This window comes from Luteimonas sp. GW821-FHT14E02, assembly GCF_058803905.1.
On the sequence record NZ_JBXAPK010000007.1, the window covers coordinates 66,476 to 89,521 of the forward strand.

15 protein-coding genes and 1 pseudogene are annotated in these 23,046 nt (G+C 59.8%); 10 read left to right on the forward strand and 6 right to left on the reverse strand.

The window, feature by feature from the left end; all coding sequences use genetic code 11:
* Positions 1–65 precede the first annotated feature (65 nt).
* Positions 66–251, forward strand: a complete 186-nt coding sequence (locus AC1RNP_RS12830) for a hypothetical protein (RefSeq protein ID WP_493051652.1) — start codon at positions 66–68, stop codon at positions 249–251.
* Positions 252–340: 89 nt separating this feature from the next.
* Here AC1RNP_RS12830 and AC1RNP_RS12835 read toward each other — a convergent pair whose 3' ends face one another.
* A complete protein-coding gene (locus AC1RNP_RS12835) occupies positions 341–2,068 on the reverse strand; it encodes a M28 family metallopeptidase (RefSeq protein ID WP_493051653.1) in 1,728 nt (575 codons plus the stop codon).
* A gap of 77 nt (positions 2,069–2,145) precedes the next feature.
* Positions 2,146–2,835: a DUF4097 family beta strand repeat-containing protein gene (locus tag AC1RNP_RS12840; RefSeq protein WP_493051654.1), complete on the reverse strand. Its 690-nt coding sequence runs from the start codon at positions 2,833–2,835 to the stop codon at positions 2,146–2,148.
* A 134-nt stretch (positions 2,836–2,969) separates the two neighbouring features.
* On the opposite strand from AC1RNP_RS12840, the gene AC1RNP_RS12845 reads away from it, so the two are divergent.
* Both AC1RNP_RS12845 and AC1RNP_RS12850 read left to right on the forward strand, forming a co-directional pair.
* The gene (locus AC1RNP_RS12845) at positions 2,970–4,274 is read left to right on the forward strand and encodes a murein hydrolase activator EnvC family protein (RefSeq protein ID WP_493051655.1); all 1,305 of its coding nucleotides are present in this window, start codon (positions 2,970–2,972) and stop codon (positions 4,272–4,274) included.
* A 113-nt stretch (positions 4,275–4,387) separates the two neighbouring features.
* A pseudogene (locus AC1RNP_RS12850) lies at positions 4,388–5,749 on the forward strand (S41 family peptidase); the annotation flags it as partial.
* A gap of 54 nt (positions 5,750–5,803) precedes the next feature.
* Here AC1RNP_RS12850 and AC1RNP_RS12855 read toward each other — a convergent pair.
* From AC1RNP_RS12855 to AC1RNP_RS12865, 3 genes are all read right to left on the reverse strand, one after another.
* On the reverse strand, positions 5,804–6,256 hold the full coding sequence (locus AC1RNP_RS12855) for a hypothetical protein (protein ID WP_493051656.1): 453 nt from the start codon (positions 6,254–6,256) through the stop codon (positions 5,804–5,806).
* 92 nt (positions 6,257–6,348) lie between these two features.
* Complete coding sequence (locus AC1RNP_RS12860) at positions 6,349–6,678, reverse strand: DUF1820 family protein (RefSeq protein WP_493051657.1); 330 nt, start codon at positions 6,676–6,678, stop codon at positions 6,349–6,351.
* A 75-nt stretch (positions 6,679–6,753) separates the two neighbouring features.
* Complete coding sequence (locus AC1RNP_RS12865) at positions 6,754–7,446, reverse strand: rhomboid family intramembrane serine protease (protein ID WP_226469555.1); 693 nt, start codon at positions 7,444–7,446, stop codon at positions 6,754–6,756.
* A gap of 196 nt (positions 7,447–7,642) precedes the next feature.
* Between AC1RNP_RS12865 and AC1RNP_RS12870 the strand changes: the two genes are divergently transcribed.
* The 4 genes from AC1RNP_RS12870 to AC1RNP_RS12885 all read left to right on the forward strand — a co-directional run bounded on the left by AC1RNP_RS12870 (position 7,643) and on the right by AC1RNP_RS12885 (position 15,007).
* Complete coding sequence (locus tag AC1RNP_RS12870) at positions 7,643–9,025, forward strand: OmpP1/FadL family transporter (protein ID WP_493051658.1); 1,383 nt, start codon at positions 7,643–7,645, stop codon at positions 9,023–9,025.
* Positions 9,026–9,338: 313 nt separating this feature from the next.
* Complete coding sequence (locus AC1RNP_RS12875) at positions 9,339–10,346, forward strand: Fic family protein (RefSeq protein WP_493051659.1); 1,008 nt, start codon at positions 9,339–9,341, stop codon at positions 10,344–10,346.
* A gap of 12 nt (positions 10,347–10,358) precedes the next feature.
* Positions 10,359–14,612, forward strand: a complete 4,254-nt coding sequence (locus AC1RNP_RS12880; RefSeq protein ID WP_493051660.1) for an RHS repeat-associated core domain-containing protein — start codon at positions 10,359–10,361, stop codon at positions 14,610–14,612.
* Positions 14,609–15,007, forward strand: a complete 399-nt coding sequence (locus AC1RNP_RS12885) for a hypothetical protein (protein WP_493051661.1) — start codon at positions 14,609–14,611, stop codon at positions 15,005–15,007. Before AC1RNP_RS12880 ends, AC1RNP_RS12885 begins: the two co-directional genes overlap by 4 nt.
* Positions 15,008–15,243: 236 nt before the next feature.
* On the opposite strand, the gene AC1RNP_RS12890 is transcribed toward AC1RNP_RS12885, so the two are convergent.
* The gene (locus AC1RNP_RS12890) at positions 15,244–16,083 is read right to left on the reverse strand and encodes a class I SAM-dependent methyltransferase (protein ID WP_493051662.1); all 840 of its coding nucleotides are present in this window, start codon (positions 16,081–16,083) and stop codon (positions 15,244–15,246) included.
* A 281-nt stretch (positions 16,084–16,364) separates the two neighbouring features.
* On the opposite strand from AC1RNP_RS12890, the gene AC1RNP_RS12895 reads away from it, so the two are divergent.
* The 3 genes from AC1RNP_RS12895 to AC1RNP_RS12905 all read left to right on the forward strand — a co-directional run bounded on the left by AC1RNP_RS12895 (position 16,365) and on the right by AC1RNP_RS12905 (position 22,999).
* Positions 16,365–18,815, forward strand: a complete 2,451-nt coding sequence (locus AC1RNP_RS12895; RefSeq protein WP_493051834.1) for a GH92 family glycosyl hydrolase — start codon at positions 16,365–16,367, stop codon at positions 18,813–18,815.
* The gene (locus tag AC1RNP_RS12900) at positions 18,812–19,900 is read left to right on the forward strand and encodes a LacI family DNA-binding transcriptional regulator (protein WP_493051663.1); all 1,089 of its coding nucleotides are present in this window, start codon (positions 18,812–18,814) and stop codon (positions 19,898–19,900) included. Before AC1RNP_RS12895 ends, AC1RNP_RS12900 begins: the two co-directional genes overlap by 4 nt.
* Positions 19,901–20,083: 183 nt before the next feature.
* On the forward strand, positions 20,084–22,999 hold the full coding sequence (locus tag AC1RNP_RS12905; RefSeq protein WP_493051664.1) for a TonB-dependent receptor plug domain-containing protein: 2,916 nt from the start codon (positions 20,084–20,086) through the stop codon (positions 22,997–22,999).
* Positions 23,000–23,046: the final 47 nt, after the last annotated feature.

The following is a 23,046-nucleotide window of genomic DNA, read 5'->3' on the forward strand; positions in this document are numbered from 1 at the left end:
GCGCAGCTTGCCGCAATGGCTTCGTCTTGAACAGCGGTATGCGCGAAAAGAGAGGAGGTTATGCGGTGGACATCCCGCACGGGCACGATGTGCCGAAGATCGGCGTCGGTCTGGCACGTCGGGACAAAAACTGGCTGCTTGCCTGGCACGTAGACGAAACGGGACACGTCACCGCACGCATCACGCCGGTTTCCGCAACAGGCAAGCAGCTCCCCGAACTCTTGCGAAACAAGAAAACAGTTTCGCGGTGAAGGTTGCGTATAGGTTGCGGGACGCGGCGGAGCCAAATAAAAAAGCCCCTTTCCTCTCGTGGAAAAGGGGCTTCGGAGCGGCGGATGAATTACTTCGCCGGTGTGGTTTCCGACTTGCCTGACATCATCTTGTCACGCGCGGCGCGGAAGGCATTGCCCTGGTACCAGTTCGGCCACTGGTTGCCGTCCACCAGCACGCGGCCGACGCCGTACAGCGCCTGCAGATCCTCGATCGCGCCATCCAGCTTCCACGTCGCGTCGAATTGATCGGCGGGCTTGTGATAACGCTGTTCGTTGTAGGCCTTCGCGGCGGCTTCGCCGGCGGCCTTGCCACCTTCGACCAGATCGTCGCCGCCTTCGGCATACAGCGCCGGCACGCCGGCCTTGGCGAAGTTGAAATGATCGGAGCGGAAGTAGGAGCCGTTCTGCGGCGCGCTTTCCTCAACCAGCGTGCGGCCCTGCTTGTCGGCGATCGGCTTGAGGATGTCTTCCAGCTCGGAATTGCCCTTGCCCACGACCACGAGATCGCGCGCGCGTCCGGCCACGCCCATCGCGTCGATGTTGATCACGCCGACCGTCTTGTCGAGCGGAATGGCCGGATGCGCGACGTAATACTTGGAACCGAGCAGGCCCGATTCCTCCAGCGTCACCGCGGTGAAGACGAGCGAACGTTTCGGCGCGGGCTGCGCCTTGGCGAACTGCCCGGCGATCTCGATGATGCCGGCCACGCCCGTGGCGTTGTCGACGGCGCCGTTGTAGATGTTGTCGCCAGTTTCACTGTCGTGTTTGCCGAGGTGGTCCCAGTGCGCCATGTACACCACGGCTTCGTCCGGTTTTTCCGTGCCGGGCAGGATGCCGACGACGTTGCGCGACTGCTTCTCGGTGATCTTGCTCTTCAGGTCCACCGACAGCTTCGCCTTCAGGGGGATCGCCTTGAAGCCGGGCTTGTTGGCGGCCTTGTACATCGCATCGAGGTCGAGGCCGGATTCGGCGAACAGCTTCTTCGCCGCATCGGCGGTCAGCCAGCCCTGCGCGGGGATGCGCGGCGCCGGATCGTCGGCTGCGCGCAGGTCGTACTGCGCGCCGGACCAGGAGTTCTTCACCACGTCCCAGCCGTAGGACGCGCCGGGCGTGTCGTGCACGATCAGCGCGGCGGCGGCGCCCTTGCGCGCGGCTTCCTCGAACTTGTAGGTCCAGCGCCCGTAGTAGGTCATGCGCTTGCCTTCGAACAGCGAGGCGTCGCTGGTGTGGAAGCCGGGATCGTTGACGAACATCACCACCGTCTTGTTCTTCACATCGACGCCGGCGTAGTCGTTCCACTTGCGTTCGGGCGCGTCGACGCCGTAGCCGACGAAAACCAGTTCGCTGCTATCGATCTTCACTTCCGGCTGGCCGGTGCGCGTGCCGATGACCATGTCGGTGCCGAACTTCAGCGTTTCCGGCTTGCCGTTCACCTCGAGCTTGAGGTCGGTGGTTTCGTCGGCCGTGGTTTCGGTCATCGGCACGTCCTGGAACCAGCTGCCGTTGACGCCGGGCTTCAGGCCGATGCGTTCGAACTGCGACTTGATGTACTCGACCGACTTTTCCTCGCCGGGCGTGCCCGGGCCGCGACCTTCGAAGGCGTCGGAGGCGAGCGTCTTCACCAGCTCGGCGAAATCGTCGGCGTTGATGTCGTCGGCGAAGGTGTGCGTCGGTGCCGGCGCCGCGGCGGCGGGCGTGGACTCCGGCGCGGTCGCGGCCGGCGTGGCGGGTTCGCGCTGGCAGGCGGTGAGGGCGGCCGTGATGGCCAGGCAGAGCAGCAGAGGACGATGACGCATCCGGAACTCCGAAAGACGGGGAGCTCCGGATTCTAAGCGGTGACGCGCGGCGAAGGAGAGTGCCGGTGGGTGGCTGACTACTCGGCAGGCGCGCGCGGCGTGCTGTAGGCGACCGGCGTGGCGCCGGTGACCTTGCCGATGCGGGCGGTCTTGTGCACGTACAACATCACCTCGCGCTCGAACACCAGTTCGCCGTCGACGACCGCGTTCGGGCCGATGATGATGCGCGGCTTGCGCTTGCTGCCGAGACTGATCGGCATCCAGCTCGCGCTCGGCTTCTTGACCTTGACGTCGCCGTGCACGCGCGTGTCGATGCCGACGGTGATGTCGCCGTTGACCGTTTCGATGCCGCCGCCGAGTTCCGTCGCGACCAGGCCGATCGCGCCGTTGACGGTGCCTACGCCCTTGGCGAGATGGCTGCGCCGGTCGACGAAGACGCTGCCGTTGACGGTCTCGATGCCGCCGCTCACCTGCGCGCCGGTGCCCACGCGGACGTTGCCGTTGACGGTGCTGAGGCCGCCGGTGGTCACGTTGTTGCCGGCCTCGATGCTGCCGTTCACCGTTTCCGCATCACCGGTGCGGGCGCCGTCCTCGAGGGTGACGCTGCCGTTGACGGTGTTCAGGTCGCCGTAGGTCTTGCCGGCTTCGGCGGTGATGCTGCCGTTCACCTTGTTGACGCCGGAGTCGTCGGCGGCAAAGGCGGCCGGGCCGGCGAGGGCCAGTGCGACGGCGAGCACGAAGGGGGAGAGGCGGCGGGTCGGGGTCAAGGCGGGCATGCTCGAAAATGACATGGGTGGAACTCCAGCGTGCGGCGGGATGGGTGAGGGCATCGGCCCGTTGCGGTGAGCCTGCACCCGCTTCGCTACAATCGCATCTGTCCTAAGTCACTGGCTACAACGACGTGCCCGAAATCCGGCAGTGCCCGAAATCCGTTGCCCTGCCGGCCCTGTCCGGGCGGAAGGCATCCGGCTCGGTGCTGCGTGGTTTCGCCCTGATCGCGGTACTGCTGACCGTCGCCCTCGTCGGCGATGCGCAAGCGCAAAAGAGCACGCGAGAAGCCCAGCGCAAGCTCGAGAAGATCAACCGCGAGCTCAAGGACGTCGCCGCCGAACGCCGCAAGCTGGAAGGACAGCGCGGCGATGCCAGCCGGCAGCTGCGCACGGTCGACGAGAAGGTCGGCAGCTCGACCCGTGCCCTGCGCAGCACCGAGGCGGAACTGGCGCAGCAGCAGACCTCGCTGGCCGCGCTGCGCGCGAAACGTGACGCCATGCAGAAGAAACTCGGCGCGCAGCGCACCGAGCTGACGCAACTGCTGCGCGCCGCCTATACCGTCGGCGATCAAGCTCCGCTCAAGCTGATGCTGTCGCAGGACACCGCCGCCGACGCCAACCGCACCCTCACCTATCACCGCTACCTGCAGCGTGATCGCGCGCGGCGCATCGAGACGCTGACCGCGGAACTGGCCGAACTCGAACGCGTGGAACGCGACATCGCCGACAAGCAGACGGCCTTGAGCGCCTCGCGCAAGCGGCAGCGCACGCTGCTTGCCGAACTGGAAAGCGACCGGCGCGAACGCGCCGAGACCGTGGCCGACCTCGACAAGCGCTACCGCGATCGCGCCTCGCGCGAGAAGGCGCTCGGCCAGGACGCGAAGGCGCTGCAGAAACTGCTGGCACAGCTGCGCGCCGCCGCGGCGCGCGCCGAGGCCGAACGCCGTGCCGCCGCCGCGGCGGCCGCGCGTGAACGCGAGCGCGAAGTGGCCTCTGGTAAGCCGCCGCGCGCGTACAAGCCGCCGGTCCAGGTGGCGAAGACCGCGCCGATCCAGGTCGGTGGACTGGGCTGGCCGCTGTCCGGCTCCCTGCTGGCCGGTTACGGCGGCACGATGCCTGACGGGCGCAAGAGTTCGGGCGTGCTGATCGCCGCGCCCGCCGGCACGACCGTGAAGGCGGTCGCCGACGGCACCGTGGTGTTCTCCGAATGGATGACCGGCTACGGCATGATCCTGATCATCGATCACGGCAACGGCTACATGAGCTTGTACGCGCACAACGACGCCCTGCTCAAGGATGCCGGTACGCAGGTCAAGCGTGGTGATGCGGTCGCCAGCGTCGGCAGTTCGGGCGGCCAGGGCCGGCCGGCGCTGTATTTTGAACTGCGTCGCAATGGGCAGCCGGTCGATCCCCGCGGCTGGCTGCAACGACAGTGAGCACGGAACGGTGCGGGTCAGGATCGTTTAACGAAACCCATCCGCCGCACCGCATAATCGACTGAACCCGGCTGCCCGCATGCGGTCGAACCCACGTCATTCTGGAGTGTTTCATGCGTCGACCGCTTTCGATTCTCGCACTCGCGCTGCTGCTGGGTCCGGCGTTCGCGCAGGACGCGCCTGTGCAAGGCACACCACCCGCGCAGGCGCAGCCGGCCGCGCCTCCCGACGAGAAGGCCGCCGCGAGCGATGACCCGGATGCCGCCGAGAGCGCCGCCACCAAGGTGCCGCTCGAGGAGATTCGGCGCTACGTCAACGTCTACAACGCGGTGAAGCAGGCTTACGTCGATCCGGTGGACGACAAGAAACTGATGTCCTCGGCGATCAAGGGCCTGCTGCTCGATCTCGATCCGCATAGCGCCTATCTCGAGAAGCGCGACGCCCAGGAATTCGACGAAGACACCAGCGGCGCCTACGACGGCATCGGCGTGGAAGTGCAGCAGCAGCCGGACGGCACCGTGCGCGTGATCGCGCCGATCGACGACACTCCGGCCGCGCGCGCCGGCATCAAGGCGGGCGATCTGATCACCGCCGTCGACGGCAAGCCGCTCACGCCGGCCAGCGACGAGGACGGGCAAGGCCCGCTGCGCGGCAAGCCCGGCACCGACGTCAAGCTCACCGTCGTGCGCGAGGGTGCCGCGAAACCGCTCGACATCACCGTCAAGCGCGAAACCATCCGCGTGATCAGCGTGCGCTCGCGCATGCTGGAGCCGGGTTACGGCTACATCCGCCTGAGCGCATTCCAGGCCGACACCGCGGCCGAATTCGAGAAGCAGCTGCGCAAACTCCAAGATGGCGCCGGAGGTAAGTTGCGCGGCCTCGTGCTGGACCTGCGCAGCAATCCCGGTGGTCTGCTCACCTCGGCGGTGCAGATTGCCGACGACCTGCTCGACAGCGGCAAGATCGTCAGCACGCGCGGCCGCATCTCCGTCAGCGACGCGGAATTCACCGCGGTGCCGGGCGACCTGATGAATGGTGCGCCGGTGGTGGTGATTGCCGACGCCGGTTCGGCCAGCGCCTCGGAGGTGCTGGCCGGCGCGCTGCACGACAACAAGCGCGCGCGTGTGATCGGCAGCCGCACCTTCGGCAAGGGCTCGGTGCAGACGCTGTTGCCGCTGGACAACGGTGATTCGGTCAAGCTGACCACCGCGCGCTACTTCACGCCCAGCGGCAAGTCGATCCAGGCGCGTGGCATCGATCCGGACGTGGTGCTGAAGCCGGAGAAAGCCGACGCCAAGCCGATGGACTATACCGAGGCGATGCTGCCCGGCCATCTGCGCGGCGACGAGGAAATCGCCGGCAGCAACGCTGGCGACGTGCTCGAAGGGGATGGACCGATCACCGCCGCGCTGACGGAGTTGAAGAAGCCCTCAGCGACCACCGCGAAGGCGACACCGCCGGCAGCGGAGGCACGCAAATAATCGTTTGATCATCGACTGATCGCGGGATTGCTCCGCGTTTCGCCGCGTCTATTCCGCGATCAGCTTGCACTCGATCTTGATCGGTTCCTGCGCCGCCACCTGCAGCGTGTCCTGGAACATGCCGCAGTCGAGCACGTTGTCCTGCGAGGCCTTGCGTGCCGAATAGACGTTGATGTTGACCTGCGGCTCGCCCTTCTCGATCAGGCCGAGCTGCTTCTCGTCGAAACTCACGGCGGCGAAGTGCGCCGTGCCGCCGCTCGCGGTCAGTTCGACCTGCGCGCGCTTGAGCGTCATCCACGGATCGCGCGGATCGGCGAGCTTCTGTTGCTGCGCGGCGACGGTGGGATAGCCGAAGTAGTCGACCGACACGATGATGCCTTCCTTCGTCTGCGCCAGCTGCTTCGCCGCCACCGGCGAGAGCGAGACCACGACGTCGAAGGCATCGCTGCGCGGCGCCGGCGTCGCGGCGGGCGGCAGTGCGTCCACGCGTGGTTCGGGCACCGCCGCGCGATCGCATGCGGTCGTCGCCGCGAGGAGTCCTAGAACTGTCAGCGTTCGGGAGCAGGTACGGAGGCGCGACGCGGACATCGGTACTACCTCGGCTTGGCGGGCAATGGGAATGGCGTGACGACCTTCTCGCCGGATTCGGCGTCGCGAATCGCTGATTGGCCCTTCTTTTCCACTTCCTCGATGCGCACGATGCTGTGCATCGGCACGTGCAGCACGCGTGTGTTGCCGAATTCGTCGCGGAGGCGTTCCTCGGTCGGATCGACCACCACGCCGTCGTATACGTCGAACACGAGATCGCCGACCTCGGTGAATCCCCAGATGTCGCTCGCCGATACCTTGCGCGCGTACAGCTCGTAGATCTTGCCGTGATTGTGGAAGACGACTTTGAAGAGGGCGGTCTTGGACCTGGTCATGCGGGCATTGTAGAACCGGGGATTCAAACGTGGGGTTGCTCGCCTCTCAACGCAATGATCGCGTGCGCAACGGCTTCAATAGCCGCGCTGCTTGCGCAGCCTGCGCGCGATCCCCGCCCGCGCCAGCAGCGCGAACCCCACGCCGAACAGGAAGCCGGCCACATGCGCCGCCCACGCCACCGCGCCGAATGCCGGGCCGATGTAGGCGAACACCACCTGCAGCAGCGCCCAGATCCCGATCAGCAGCGAGGCCGGCGCGCGCACGAATTCCAGGAACACGCCGAGCGGCAGCACCACGCCCAGCCGCGCGCCGGGGAACAGCGCCAGATACGCGCCGATCACCGCGGAGACCGCGCCGCTCGCGCCGATGATCAGCCGGTCCGGCACGCCGATCACCAGCACCGCCACCAGATTGGCGACCGCGCCGCCGAGCAGGAACAGCAACAGGAACCGCCACGGCCCCATCATCCGTTCCGCCGGCAGACCGAAGATCAGCAGGAACACGAGGTTGCCAAGCAGGTGCGCCCAGTCCGCGTGCAGGAACAACGCCGTGATCAGGCGCAGCCAGCGTCCACCGTCCGCCCAAGAGCGCAGGATGTCGGCCGGCAGCTGTCCGCCGCTCAACGCGCCCCACTCCAGTAACAGCGCGCGCTGCGCCGCGTCGGGCCGCGTGCTGGCCCAGAGGAACGCCAGCCACAGCAAGGCCACCAGCATCGGCGTGGCCCAGCGTAAAGATGAATGGCGGCGGGTCGGAATCGGAACGAACATGGGGCCGCCAAGATACCCGCTCCGGCCTCGCCATGACCCCTGGCATGAGCGAAATTTTCACATATCGAGGTATAGTGCATGCGGCGGCGTATGTCGGGAGGGCTTCCGGCAGGGACGACGCAGGGCGGGACACATCGCCCATGTCGCACGACGCCGTGAAATGCAATCGAGACCCTGTCCCTCGGAGAGAACCGTAATGCAAACGCAGAACCGCTTTATCCAAATTTCCGCCCTCGCGCTGGGCGTCGCCGGCGCCCTGGCCTTTGGCCAGGTCCACGCCTCGGCCTTCCAGCTCAAGGAAAACAGCGTCAAGGCGCAGGGCCGCGCCATGGCCGGCTCCGCTTCGGCGCTCGGCGACGCCTCCGTCGTCGTCAACAACCCGGCCCTGATGTCGACTTTTGAACAGAAGACCGTGCAGGGCGACCTCACCGCGATCGATCTGTCCTTCAAGTACAAGGGCGGCGGTACCGACGGCCTCGGCAATCCGCTCAATGGTGGCAACGGCGGCGACGCCGGCGGCGTCACCCCGGTGCCGGCGATATCCTTCATCCTGCCGCTGCACGACCGCTTCGAGTACCTAACGCTCGGTGCGATGGTCAGCGCGCCGTTCGGCCTGAAGACGCAGTATGACCGGGGTTGGGTGGGGCGCTACCACGCCATCAAATCCGATGTCCGGATCGTCGATCTGACCCTGGCGGCGTCGGTCAAGCTTAGCGACCGCTTCTCAGTCGGTTTCGGCGCCATCCTCGAGCGTTCCGATGTCACATTGTCCAATCAGATCGATTTCGGCACCGGCGTGTGCAAGATCGCCGCATTCCTATGTAGTCCGACTTCACCTTACGGCCCGCAGAAGAACGATGGGTTTGCCTCGGTGGAAGGCGACGACACCAGCCTAGGCTGGCTGTTTGGCTTGAGCTGGCGTCCCACAGACCAGTTGTCCCTTGGCTACACACACCGTTCCGAGATTGATCACGATATTTCCGGCAGGGCTAAATTCGATGTGCCCTCAAATATTCGGTCGTTGTTGGATTCGCCCCTTGTAGGCCGTCAGAATGACTTCGTGAACACTGGGGGCCATGCTGCACTTACTTTGCCCAGCGTCGACACCATCAGTGCCACTTATCAGTTCAATGAACAGTTCGCGCTGATGGGCGAGATTTCGCAGACCGATTGGAGCTCACTGAAGGAAATCCGCATCAAGTTCGACTCGGGACAGGACGATACGGCGGAAGATTACAGCTGGAAGAAGTCCATGATGTATTCGCTCGGTGGCGAGTACAAGATCAACGAGGCCTTCACCCTGCGCGCCGGTATCGCCCGCGACGAATCGCCAATCAGCCTGCCGCATCGCACCCCGCGCATGCCCGACCAGGATCGCAACTGGTACGCGATCGGCCTGACCTGGGCCCCGAGCGAGAACTTCGAACTGTCCGGCAGCTACACCCGCATCCAGCTGGCCGACACGCCGAAGCTCATGCTGGGCAGCGACCCGAATGGTTCGGGCCAGGGCGCGTTCCTGGATGGCAAGTACGACGGCCATGCCAATCTGTTTGGCGTCTCGGCGCAGTATCGCTTCTGAGTCGTCGGATAAAACAGCAGTCAAGCAAAGCGGGGCGCCTATGGCGCCCCGCTTTGTTTTTGTGCCTCAAGATCATGATCTCGTGATAACTGTTCCAAAGTGCTTTGGGTTGTTCAAAGTCAAAATACATCCAGCAAAGTGATGCCTGTTCATAAATGTCAAGATTCACCAGTCGACTTTTCTTCACCCAAGTGGCCGAAGCGCTTTCTCGGTCAGGCACCATCATGTTAACGTGCTGGCGACTGCGGTTTGTGTCAATCAACGATGTGTGATTGAAGCGGATTAGGATGTGCGTGGTTGCAAGGGGGAGCAATTGAAAGATTACGTACCGCTGGGATGGCAAACCCATGTCCCTGCGATCAGGCTGGAACAGCCGCTCCGGTACTTCACGCCAGAACTGCTTTCGCGGCTCATCACCAATGTCCGCCAAGTGACGGTGGATCCGCCGGAAGATCCGTTCGTGAGCCAAGCCTTGGCATGCGCCATATATGGCGCCATGTTGCGGCAACGCTACGGATTAAGAGAAGAAAGGCTGTGCGCTGCTGCTCGTGAGCAATTTAGACGTTATGTTCTAGAAAGAGTTGAGAGCTTTAAAAAAGCTGATCTTTTGAAAGCCGCCGCATCCATGGCGGGCGAAAGAGCAGGTCGGCTACGCACAGATATTGTTTATTCTGGGGTAGCTGCAGGGGAGGATTCTTTAGTTTTCGCAATTGAAGACTCTGTTGAAGCGCTTTTTGACGACTTGCTAACTGTGTTGAACAGTAAGCATAAAGGCATAGATGTCTTCGATTTCGCTGCTGTTACTCTGTTTTTCTGTTTATCCGTGCACCCCTTCCTCGACGGAAATGGACGTTTCTCTCGTCTGATAACGATCGCATTGTCTGCAGCGCAAGCTGATCCTGGTTGTGGCGCACTGGCAGCGGGCTTACAGCTTTGGAATCGTCAATGGTATGTCGAGGCTTCATTGAGAGCCAGAGAGTCTGGGTTTCATGGCTTCGTCGAGGAAATGCGGGGCGGACGAGATGTCGTAATGGATCGGCTGCGGTTGAAGGTCATTCCCTATTTGAATGAAATTTCTGATCTGATTTCGTCTCAGAAAGAACAGCAAAGAAGCCTGCGCAGAACGGTCATGGATGGACTGCTGGAAGGCGGTATTGGAGTCGAGAGTTTTCAGAGAAAGCAAAGCTGTTCTACGCGGAAGGCTATAGGTTTCTTGTCGCGGCTTGGCGGAAATGGGATTGGTGAGATAGAGGGAAAAGGAGATATTAGTTATTCATCGTTTCATGGCGGGATTGGTGAGTGTTTTCAGCTTCGGACATAAGGGAAAGTATCCATGAGAAGTTTTGGGTGTGAAGTATCAAAAAGCTCAAGAGGCAATCTTCGGAGAGCGATTGTTGGCTGCCTAATTATCGTAGTAGGGGGTAGTTATATTGGTGGTAACGAAGCCCATGCCTATCAATGCTTCTATTCGGGATTTGATCCCGATCATAGGAGTAATGGTGGAAGACTTCTGTGCTTTGGCGGGGGCGGAGGCGGTGGTTGGGGTGGTGGAGGTGGTGGCTGGGGCGGCGGGGGATGGGATACCACCTCTGTGCAGCAAGATATACCGAGTGAGGATGTCGAGTTGCCAAAGACGCCGTCCACAGAAAGCGGTTGCGTCGGAAATCCTGTCGTCTTGGGGACGGGAAACAAGATTGAGAAAGAGACTGACTTTGAGTCAAATAACAATGATGGTCTCGGCCTAACTAGAACATATAACCATTATTGGAATGGTGCGCTGGGTGTCTTTGGAACAGGTTGGGGCCAGAAATGGATTACCAATCACGACTACAGTCTAGTCATCGAATCGATCCCACCGGACGCGTGCGGAATATTTGAATGCGATGAGAGTAGAGCTGATAAAATCGTTCTCTATAGACCTGATGCGCGGAAGCTTGCTTACTACAAGCAAGCAGATGGGACATGGAAGACGCCGAACGATACGTCCAACACTAAGCTCGTTCTGACGGCTCCACATAAGTTTACTTATTATGCGGAAGGCAGATATGTTGAGACATACGAGGCCTTCGCGAGTGGCGCTTCGATTTCCTCAAGAACAAGCCCGACAGGAGAAAAGTGGACGTATGAAGGGTTTCCATTCGTTACAAAGGTGACTCATTCATCTGGACGTTATATCGAATTTATTAGAGATGCAAATTTCGTAGTGAATCAAGTACGGGATCCGCAAGGGAATTTGCATAACTACACATATAAAAATATAGATGATGGTGATGGCACGCCATCTTTAATTTTGCAATCGCATACACAGGCGAGCGCTGGGGTCAATGTTACATATCATTATGAAGACGCTGTTGATCCTTACGCTCTAACAGGAAAATCGTTTAGTGGTGTAAGGTATTCAACATTTTCCTATGATGTGAATGGGAAGATCACGTCAGAAGAGCATGCTGGCGGCGTCGATAAATATACGTTCCGTTACCTTGTTGAGACGGACCCTGATGGATATACGATTAATAAAACAGAGGTTACTAATCCACTCAACCGAGTGGAGACGTATTCGTTTAAGAATGGGCGCCCAATTGCTTTTGCAGGAAAAGCTGCCACATACTGTCCGGCAACAGCATCATCGACGACTTATGATGCCAACGATCAGGTCGATAAAGTCACTGACGCAAACAATGTCGTCGCTGATCATGATTACGACACCAAGGGCCGTTTGTTGAAGAAGATTGAAGCTTACGGCACGACACAAGCGCGGACTACGACCTACGCGTGGGATCCCAATGTTGATCTCATGACAAGCATGACAGTTGCTGGGCTCAAGAAAACCGAATTCACATACACGGCCGATGGATTGCTTTCAAAGCAGCGGGAGATCAATCTCAGCAGCAATGGTGTAGCAAATCAAGCGCGTGATACCACATTCACTTATACAAAGCATTCGAATGGCCTGATAGCCTCAGTCGTGATTGATGGCCCGATCTCGGGTGTCGGTGATGCTGTGAAGATGGCATACAACACATCGGGTGACTTGGTCTCGACTGAGAATTCTCTCGGCCATAAAACGACCTACTTAAATTTCAATGGACTAGGTCTACCAGGTCGAGTCGTAACTGCAAATGGTGCTACGACGGACTATGTCTATGATGCCATTGGGCGTCTTTATACCCAGCGAGAAGCGCGCGATGGAGTTTGGTATGACACGCAGCTTCGGTACGGCAGCGCTGGCAATATGACCACGGTTACAACGCCAGATGGCGTCAAAACTGTATATGAGTACAGTCCTGCGCTACGGCTTAATCGTATTTATCGAGATGTGTCCGGCGTGCTGATCGATGATGGTGCGCGCGAGGAAAGAGCTTATACGTATGACTTGGCGGGAAACGTTACGAAAATCGAAGATAAGGTCGGAACTGCTGTCAAGTTGCGCAGCTACATTGACTATGACGAAATTGGCCGTATTAGAGCTGCGCGAGGAAACAATGGCCAGAACATCCGTTATACCTATGACAACAACAATAACCTGAAGACAACAACAGATTCGTTGGGTCAAACGACTACTCTCACCTTTGATGCTCTAAATCGTGTTGTGGAGTCGAAAGATGCGAAGGGAGGTATTGCCAAGTTTAAATACGATGCAGGTGATAACTTGGCTAGCGTAACAGATCCCAGAGGAAAGATAACATCTTATACATTGGATGGGTTTGGGCAATTGTGGAAGCAAGTCAGCCCTGACACTGGAACAACTACATTTTCTTACAATATCTCTGGTCAGCGAATGACCATGACGCGTAATGATGGCAGCGTGGTGAACTATAGCTACGACACTTTGGGGAGAGAAACGAAGATCGAGGTGGGGGGCAAAGTGCAAAGCTTCACTTACGATACGTGCACAAATGGTAAGGGGCGTTTTTGCGCTAGTTCGGCTCCTAATGCCAATTTAGTGTATGCGTATTCTCCGGAGGGTAAGATTACTATTCGTAGAGAGTTTACGACTGGTAACAATGTTCAATCCGATTATCAAACTCTCTATGGATATGATGGCCTAGGTCGTCTGAGCAATATTAAGTATCCGAACGGTGTGGCGGTTGGTTATGGATATACCGCAGGCAAGTTATCGACTATGACAGTCAATATAGGCGGGGCGGTTAGCAACCTGATAACGGGCGCAAAGTACCAACCCTTCGGTCCAGCTGCGAGTTGGGCCTACGGAAATGGCCTCAATCGTGGATATAACTATGATATCGATGGCCGAATAACGGGAGTGAGCGCAGGGAACACTAGCAAGGTGATCCAGAGTCTAACGTATGCCTACAATGCCAACAATATTATAACCAAGGTCACTAATGGCGCTAATGCGAGTCTAACGCAAGCATTTGAGAATGACGAATTGTCCCGACTGACGAAGGTTACTGCAACTAATGCCAACGAGACCTTTACTTACGATGCTAATAGTAATCGTACAGCCGACTCTGATGGGTGGGGAGCAACTACATACCAAATCTCGACTACCAGCAACCATTTAACCAATCAGGTCGGACCATTCGGTACGTCTAACTTTACTTATGATGCACTCGGCAACGAGAGTAGGGTGGATACGACCAATTTTGGCTGGGGGGCGAGAACATACGATGCCTTCAATCGCTTGTCGACAATCACGGCAGGACCAGAAACGATTGTTAGTTATAGTTACAATACTTACAACGAGCGTGTATATAAAGCAGCTGAACAAGGTCATTTTCGATATGTCTATACGCCAGGTAGCCAGTTGTTGGCTGAGCATAAGGACGAAGGGGATGTCTGGACCAACTATCTCTACTTTGGCGACCAATTAGTTGGGCTAGTTCGAGGAAGTCAACTCAGTTTCGTGCATAACGATCATTTGGGGCGACCGGAGGTTGCCACCAATGGGGCGCAGGCAGTCGTGTGGCGAACCAGTAATTATGCATTCGATCGCAAAGTGACACTTGACAGCATTGGGGGATTGAACATTGGTTTCCCCGGACAGTATTATGATGAAGAATCTGGGTATTGGTACAATATAAATCGTTATTACGACCCTAACAGGGGAAGATATATTCAGTCAGATCCTATAGGATTTAATGGCGGAATCAATAGTTATCTTTATGCTGAAGCCAACCCGGTTAGCAATGCTGATCCTCTAGGTTTGATTACCGTGGGACCTGGGGTCTATGTTGGAGGTCCTAATGAGGCGATTGGGGAGTGTGAAAGTAGGCAATTTATTAATGCCATGGTTAACCTGTCGCCTATTGGCCTGGTAAAGGCCTTAACCGAAGAGCCGAACTCATTGGATGTGTCGACTGGTGCTTTGGAGACAACTGCACTTGCTACGGAAGCAGGTACGGCTAGATCGGACGCTCTAGCCTATAGGCGTCTGCGGGATTTGGAGCGCCTGGATAGGAATAGAAGAGAGCAAACTGAGTTAAAGAGAGCGATTGAATCAAGGAAAGGCTTGAACAGTGGGTTGAGGACAATAGGCAGAGGGCTTGCCGTTCTGGGATTTGCGATAGAATCCGTCAAGCTGATGGAAAACATTTGGAAAGAGTGCGGATGTGAAAAGAAATGATTCGGTTTGATATTTATTTTCGGATTAAACTTTGCCTGCTTATGTCAGCTGTGAGCTTTTTATGTATTTTGATTCCAAATCTTCATAAGCCGCTTCTAATTTTGTCAATCCTACTGGTGGCGATTCTACTTGTTTGCATCGTTACTCTAAGGGGGATAAATCATTCATTTGATATGGATTTATATGTCAAGGCGGCAAAGTTTGCAAAAAAATCATCTCTGCTTCTTGGTTTTTTTATAGCGTTAGTCGTGTTGTTTTTTGCCTATTTTGATGCGTTTAGTATACAAAGAGCTTTGTTTTTGTTCTTCGGCGTTATTTTTTTCTTGTTGCCGTTAGAGATTCTTGATATTGCAATTAAGAGAAGGATTGAGGCTTTTGACTCAAAAGAAAACTAGCAAGCGTAATTTGGCGATGCGAAAGATTGCATTGTATGAAAATTATCGAGTGACCACTCAAGAGGGTTGGTTAAAGCGATTGACGTGGATCTGTAAGGCTGCTTTCTTTTCTTTTGGTGGTATCTTTGCGTGGATTGTTGAGGCTATTTTGAATGAAAACAAATCTATGATAAAAAAATATAAGCGTCGTCCGTAAGACAGGCAGATGGTAAATCCCGCCAAACAGGCGGGATTTTTTAAGCTCCGAATGCGGGGTTGAGGTTGGAGAAATGATCTCTCAAGAAATTATCAATTCGGAATGATGCTGTGTCGGCAGGCTCATTGCCTCGTTGGATAATTAGCCAATTGTCCATGATCCTGATCTCGCGAACGATGTCGCGCGAGCTTGCTCTGATCAATACTAGTTCTAATGGAAGACGAACTAAACAAGGCTCGACTCTCAAACCTTTACTGGCCTTGTATTTTATTGCCGCTGCCACTTCTGCATGTTTAGGATGAGTGGGGTCTACAGAAATGGCTTCAATACCATCTGCTAGGAGGTGGTCACAATTCCAATCCTCGATTACATAAAGCCCTCCGGGCCTTAATAGCGGGAATAGTGTTTCGAAGGAGCTTCGTGTTTCAAGTAACAGATGCGAAGCATCATCAATAATCAAATCAATGTGCCTGCCGTGCAGTTCATCCTCCATGATCGACGAGACTTTCTTACGATCGGCTTGGTTCACGCCGTAGTGTGGTTTTATTATCGACTTCAGTCTGTTAGTTTCGATGTGATTGGAAAGGGCTGATGCCGGTTCCGCGGCGAGTTCAATAGCCACTAACAAGTCGGGTTGGTACAGAGCATGAAGCAGCGCTGTACTGCCCCCTTGTCGAATTCCAAGTTCCACGATGATTTCGGGTTTGAAGCGCGAGGATAACTCAAGATAGCGTTCAACTTGCGCCCGGTTCTTTTGCATTGAAAAGAAACCGTCAGGGGTTGATTCAGCCCAACCCCATTCGTAAGCACAATAAAAATCGAGATCGCCTACGCGAAGGTGATGCTCGTCGACGAATGCCGCGTGTGGCTTATGGTTCATGCGTAATAGAAGGGGAGGACTGGCCTACATCATATCTGGCATGACGGTAGCCCTTCCGACCAAGAGGGCGGCGCCTCCCCAGCGGGGTTCTCAAGTGAGAGGAGGCCGACTTTTGATGCACTGCAAGATGCATTACGTCCGGGAACGTTGCACATTGAATCGTTCCAAAAAAATTTCCCGAGTGTTTGGATCGATCTAACTCCAAGGGCGACATGTCGACGAAAAAACGCCTCGAAATCCTCGCGCGCGCGCGACAGATCCTCGTGCCGGACGCGGCCTCCATGGCACGTCCCCGGCTCCTGCATCGCGCCGCGTTGGCCGTGCTGATACTTGGTGGGCTGGGTACGAGCGCCGCGATCGCCGCCGACGCATCGCTCGCCGCCGAGGTCAACACCTTCATCGGTACCAAGGACGATGGCAACACCTATCCTGGCGCGTCCGCGCCGTTCGGGCAGATTCAGGTCAGCCCGGTTGGCTCGCACTACTCGGGCTGGCGCTACGACGATCCCAAGATCCGCGGCTTCGGACACTCCTTCATTTCCGGCGCCGGCTGCTGGGAGCAGGGCGGACTGGTGTCGGTCCTGCCAATCACCGGCACGATCGGTGCGGGCGGCACGCTCGACACCGGCAATCCCAAGAGCTTCGATCACAAACTCTATGGCGCCGACTACACGCACGAGGGCGAAGTCGGCCAGGCCGGTTACTACAAGGTGCGCCTGACCAGTTACGGCGGCATCACCGCCGAAGCCACGGCGCGCACGCACGCGGCGGCCGAGCGCTACACCTTCGAGGGCGATGCGAAGACTGGGCACATCCTGATCAATGTCGGCCAGGCCGCCGAGCGGCACTCGATCATCGGCAGCACGATCAACGTGGTCGGTGACCGCGTCGTGGAAGGCAAGCTGGTGAGCAAGAGCTTCTGCGGTGGCCAGCAGTACACCACCTGGTACCGCATCGAGTTCGACCGCCCGTTCCGCGCCTTCGGCACCTGGGATGGCGATGGCGCCAGTCCCGGCGCGCGCCACAGCATGGAAGGCGAGGCCAAGCCCAGCGGCGCGTGGGTGAGTTTCGATCTCGGCAAGGATCGCGGCGTCACCGCGATCAGCGCCATTTCGCACGTCGACGCCGAGGGCGCGCGCAACAACCTGCGCAGCGACGGCATGCAGGGCGGCAAGCTGCTGAGCTTCGAGGCGATGCGCAAGCACGCGCAGGCCGCCTGGCAGCAGGAACTCTCGTCCGTGCGCGTGCGCGGCGGCAGCGCCGACGATCGCAAGGTGTTCTACACCGCGCTCTACCACACCTTGTTGCAGCCGCTGATCGGCAACGACGCCGATGGCCGTTATCGCGGCTACGACGAACAGATCCACCGCGCCGACGGCTGGACCTACTACGAATACTTCTCGCTCTGGGACACGTATCGTTCGCAGAACCAGTGGCTGGCGTTGATCCGCCCGCAGCAATCGCGCGACATCGCGCGCTCGCTGCTCGCCATCGACGAACAGGGCGGCTGGCTGCCGCGCTGGGGCTACGCCAACTTCGACACCAACATCATGACGGGCGATCCCGTGACGCCGTTTCTCGTCGACCTGTGGCGCTTCGGCGCGCTGCAGGGACGCGAGCAGGCCGCGTATGCCGCGCTGCGCAAGAACGCGTTCGGTGTACCGCCGCTGCAGTCGCGACACGCCGGGCGCTCGGGCAACACCAACTACCTGAAAGAGGGGTTCGTCCAGTACGACCGCGCGCTTCCCGCCAAGGGAATGGATCTCGATCCGACCCATGGCGGCTCGGCTACGCTGGAGTACGCCCTGGCGGACTGCGCGCTGTCGCAGATGGCCGGCGCGCTGGGACATGCCGACGATGCCGCGGTGCTGCGCCAACGCGGCGGCAACTGGCATCGCGTCTGGGATGCGCAGGCGCGCGACGAAAGCGGCCTCACCGGCTTCCCGCGCCCGCGCGTGGAGGGCGGCGGCTGGTACACCTCGCCGCGCGGCGATTACAGCCCGCGCTCGCAGCACGGGTTCCACGAAGGCACCGCCTGGCAATACCAATGGCTGGCGCAGCAGGACGCCGATGGCCTGGTCGAAGCGATGCAAGGCAAGGACAAGGCGCTGCAGCGGCTCGACCTGTTCTTCGCCTACGACGATCTGCTCGCCGATCCGCAGCAGGGAGCGCGCAAGCATTGGGTGGTCGGCCCCTACAGCTACTACAACCAGTATCGCTACAACCCCAACAACGAGCCCGACCTGCACGCGCCGTGGATGTACACGCTGATCGGCGCGCCTTGGAAGACGGCGACCGTGCTGCGCGCGGCGCAACACCTGTTCACCAACGCGCCCAACGGCGTCACCGGCAATGACGATCTGGGCACGATGTCGGCCTGGTACCTGTTCAGCAGCATTGGCCTGTATCCGGCGGTGCCGGGCACCGGGCAGTTCCTCCTGAATCCGCCGCGCTTCGAGCAGGTCGAACTCGATCTCGGCAACGGCAAGACCCTGCGCATCGAGGCGCCGGGCACGGATGCGAATCGCGTACAGTACGTGGAGAATGTTCGCTACGACGACAAGTCGCAGCTGCAGGTCTGGGTCGATTGGAAGCGCCTGCAAGAAGGCGGGACGCTCCGGTTCGACCTGACCACAACGCCTCCCGAGCAGGGCTGGGGAACGCGTGCGGATGCGCTGCCGTCTTCGCCGTGTTCGACGCGAGGACAACACATGTCAGGAGCCGTGCCGTGACAGCAGGCAAGCAAGGGACCAAGCCGAAGGCCAGCCAGACGAGCAAACGCTCGACGCAGGCCATCACCGTCAACGACATCGCCAAGGCCGCCGGCGTGTCGCGCGCAACGGTGTCGCTGGTCCTGCGTGAAAGCCCGCTGGTGCACGTCGACACGCGCGCCCGCGTGGAAGCGGAACTGAAGAAACAGGGCTACATCTACAACCGCAGCGCCGCCAACCTGCGCCGGCGCACGTCTTCATCGATCGCGCTGGTGATCAACGATCTGACCAACCCGTTCTTCGCCGAATTCGCCGCCGGCGTCGACGAAGCGGTGGGCGCGCGAGGCTACGTCACCCTGCTCGGCAACACCAGCGAATCGCCGGAGCGCGAGGAAGCGGTGCTGGCGTCGCTGATGGAACACCAGCCCGCGGGCGTGATCCTCTCGCCGGCCGAACACAGCGACGGCGAGCGTCTGGAGCGCGTGCTCGGCCAGCGCTCGCCGGTGGTCGTCTTCAACCGCGAACTGACCGGCGCGCACTGGGATTTCCTGGTGCTCGACAACCGCAACGGCGCGCGCATGGCGACCGAACACCTGCTGGAACTCGGCCATCGCCGCATCGCCTTCTTCGGCGGCCACGCCGATTCCAGTTCGTGCCGCGAACGCCGGGCGGGGTTCACCGATGCGATGCGCGCGGCGAAGATCGAGCCGCTGCCGCACTGGTTCGTCGAGACCGCGCCGACGCGGCTGGATGCGGCCACGCGCACCGATGGGCTGTTCGAGAACATCAGCGCGCAGGACGCGCCGACCGCGGCGGTCTGCTACAACGACGCCGTCGCGCTCGGCCTGATGCTCGGTCTGGTGCGGCACGGGCGCAAGCCCGGCGAGGATTTCGCGGTCACCGGCTTCGACGACATTCCCGAAGCCGCTTTCGCCGCGCCACCGCTGACGACGCTGGCGGTGGACCCGCGCGAGCGGGGCCGGCAGGCGGCCGAACTCCTGTTGCAACGCATCGGCACGAAAGAAGGCGAGGAAAGGCAGACCACCGCGCCGGTGCGATTGGTGATACGAGGCAGCAGCTGCAAACCCAAGGGGGCGGCATCGTGAGCCGGTGCGCATCGCACCGACGCATCGATTCCGAGCGAGGGATCGCCGCAACACAACGGATCGCCATCTAAAGCCGTTCGACGGCTGTGGACGGGCGATCGCGCGAGTGGATTTAGATCGTTCAAAACCAATAAAACACATCACTACGAGTTCGATATTCGAATGCTCTTTGGGAGGAGTGGCATGAAGGGGAAGATCACGCAAGAAAAGATCCGGACATCCGCGCTGGCCGCCGCGTTGCTGACGGTGCTGTCCGTGCCGCACGCGGCATCCGCACAGTCGCAGCCGTCTGAGCAGCAGCCGTCCGGGCCGCAATCGTCCGAGCCACAGCCGGCCGCGAGCGCCGCGCCGGCCGCCACCGAACTGGAAAAGGTGGCTGTGACCGGCTCGCGCATCAAACGCGCGCAAGTCGAAGGCCCGGCGCCGGTCACGATCATCAGCGCCGACCAGATCAAGCGCGAAGGCTTCTCCAACGTCTACGAGGCGCTGTCCACGCTGACCGAAGTCACCGGCACGGTGCAGGCCGACGTCAACAAGGGGCCGACGCCCAATGCCAGTCCGTTGAACCTGCGCAACCTCGGCCCCGGCCGCACGCTGTTGCTGATCGACGGTCGCCGCGTCGCCGATTACCCGCTGCCGTATGAAGGCCGCGGCAACTTCGCCAACTTCAACAACATCCCGATGGCGATGGTGGAGCGCATCGAAGTGCTGGCCAGCGGCGGTTCGGCCATCTACGGCTCCGACGCGATGGCCGGCGTGATCAACGTGATCCTGAAGAAGAACTACAACGGCGACGAAGTGCGGCTGAAAGGCGGCACCACCACGCGCGGCGGTGGCGATTCGTTCGACCTGTCCTGGGTCGGCGGACGCACCGGCGAGAAGTGGAGCGCCACCTACGGTCTGCAGTGGAGCGGCCGCGAGACGCTGTTCGCGGGGGATCGCGAGTTCGTCGATTCCGATTACGAGCCCTCTTCCCGCGTCAAGCCACTCGTCAACGACGCCTGGCCGTGGATCTGGGGTGTGGAGCTGATCGACGTCAACAATAAACAGCGGATCACGCCCCCCGCTGGCGCCTGCGATCGCTTCGAAGATCTGCCGCTGCACAATTTCGTCGGCAACGAAGGCAACGCGCCCGAGTTTCCCGGCTACAGCTGTACCCAGGGCAAGGGCAATGCGCTGTGGAGCCTCCGCAACGGTTCCGACAACAAGTCGGCGTTCGGCAACTTCCAATACAACTTCGACAACGGCATGGAGGCATGGGTCAGCGCCTCGCTGTGGGATAGCGAAGGTGAATCGCGCCAGGACGAAGCGCTGCGCTTCACCTTGCTGGAAGGCCGCGGCGGCAGCTGGTACGACCCGCAACTGGGCCAGCGCATGCAGGGACGTCGCGCCTTCACCGTGCGCGAGGCCGGCGGCAGCCGCACACCGTTCCTGTTCTATACCAACGAGCGATCCTGGGATGTGGCGGGTGGTTTGCGCGGCCACTTCGGCGACAAGTTCGACTGGGACGCCACGATCGGCCGCACCGAATACAAGGTGGATTTCAGTTTCCCCGCCATCGTGCAGGGGGCGATTGACAATTATTTCCTCGGCGAGCAACAGGGCGTGACCGCCGATGGCACGCCGATCTACACGCTCAACCAGGAACGTTTCTGGAGCCCGATGTCGGCCGATGCGTTCCGCTCCATGACCACGCATGGTCACAGCAGCGCCGAGTCGTGGATGAACCAGGCGCAGTTCGCGGTCAATGGCGAGTTGTTCAATCTGCCGGCGGGCCCGGTGGGATTCGCCGGCGTGCTGGAAGCCGGCTCGCAAGGCTATCGCCTGCGTCCCGATCCGCTGACCTATGGTCCGAACAAGCAGTACGACCAGCCCGGTGGCGTGAATCAGGGCGGCGGTGATCGCAAGCGTTACGCGGCCGGCGTCGAATTCAAATTCCCGCTGCTGGCCTCGTTGAACCTGACCACGGCCGGCCGCTACGACCACTACAAGGACGACAGCCGCAAGGAAGGCAACTTCACCTGGAACACCGGCCTGGAATGGCGTCCGGTTGACAGGCTGCTGCTGCGCGCCGCCTACAACACCACGTTCCGCGCGCCCGACATGCATTACCTGTTCGCCACCAGCGGCACCGGCACCCAGGAAGACGCCGATATCGCCAACTGCGTGAGACGCGACATGCAGCCAAGCTGCGGTACGCAGGATCTGTACTACCGGCACGATATTGCCCGCACCGGCAACCTGAACCTCGAGAGCGAGACCGGCAAGTCGTGGAGCGCCGGCTTCGTCTGGGATGCGACCGACAATCTGTCGCTGAGCGCGGACTACTGGCGCATGACCATCGACAACCAGGTCCAGGACTTCAGCATCACCGATATCCTCGAACTGGAAAGCGAATGCATCAACGGCGTGCCGAAGAACGCGAGCGACCCGCTTCGCGTGACTCCCGGCTCAGCGGAATGCAGCAGCATCACCTCGCGCGTGACCCGCAGCGCGCCGGGCACAAACGCGTCCGGTTTGCCCGACAGCAACTATCCGTTGGGGCAGGTGCAATCGGTGTTCAGCGGCCCGATCAATCTTTCCTATCGTGAAGTGGCGGGCGTCGACGTATCCGCGCGTTACCGCATCCCGGCTACCGCATGGGGCGACTTCAGCTTCGCCTTCAACTACACCAATCAGCTGAAGACCAACACGCGCCGCAGCCCTAACTCGCCATTGCTGGAAGGGCGCGACGACGAAATCCGCACCTTCGCCCGCGCCAGCGTGAGCTGGGAACGCGGCCCGTGGACCGCCACCTTGTTCGCCAACCGGCTCGGCCACACCAACGGCGATCGATACGGCGAATGCGCGCCGACATTGCCGGGCCAGGATGCCAGCGTGTGCAGGCACGTGGGCAAGTTGAAAGCACCGATCTACTTCAATCTCACGGCCGGTTATCAGCTGACCGAGCAAGCCCGCGTCAATCTGTACGTCGACAACCTGTTCGACGAAGCCGAATACAAGGACCCGTACAAGATGTTCTTCATCTATGCCAACGAGCGCGTGTTTTCGCGAGTGGGTCGCGAGATCTCTGCGGAATTTGTCTATAAGTTCGATTGACACCAATCGCGCCGGGACAGGCGGGGAGGAAGCGGATGCGACATGCG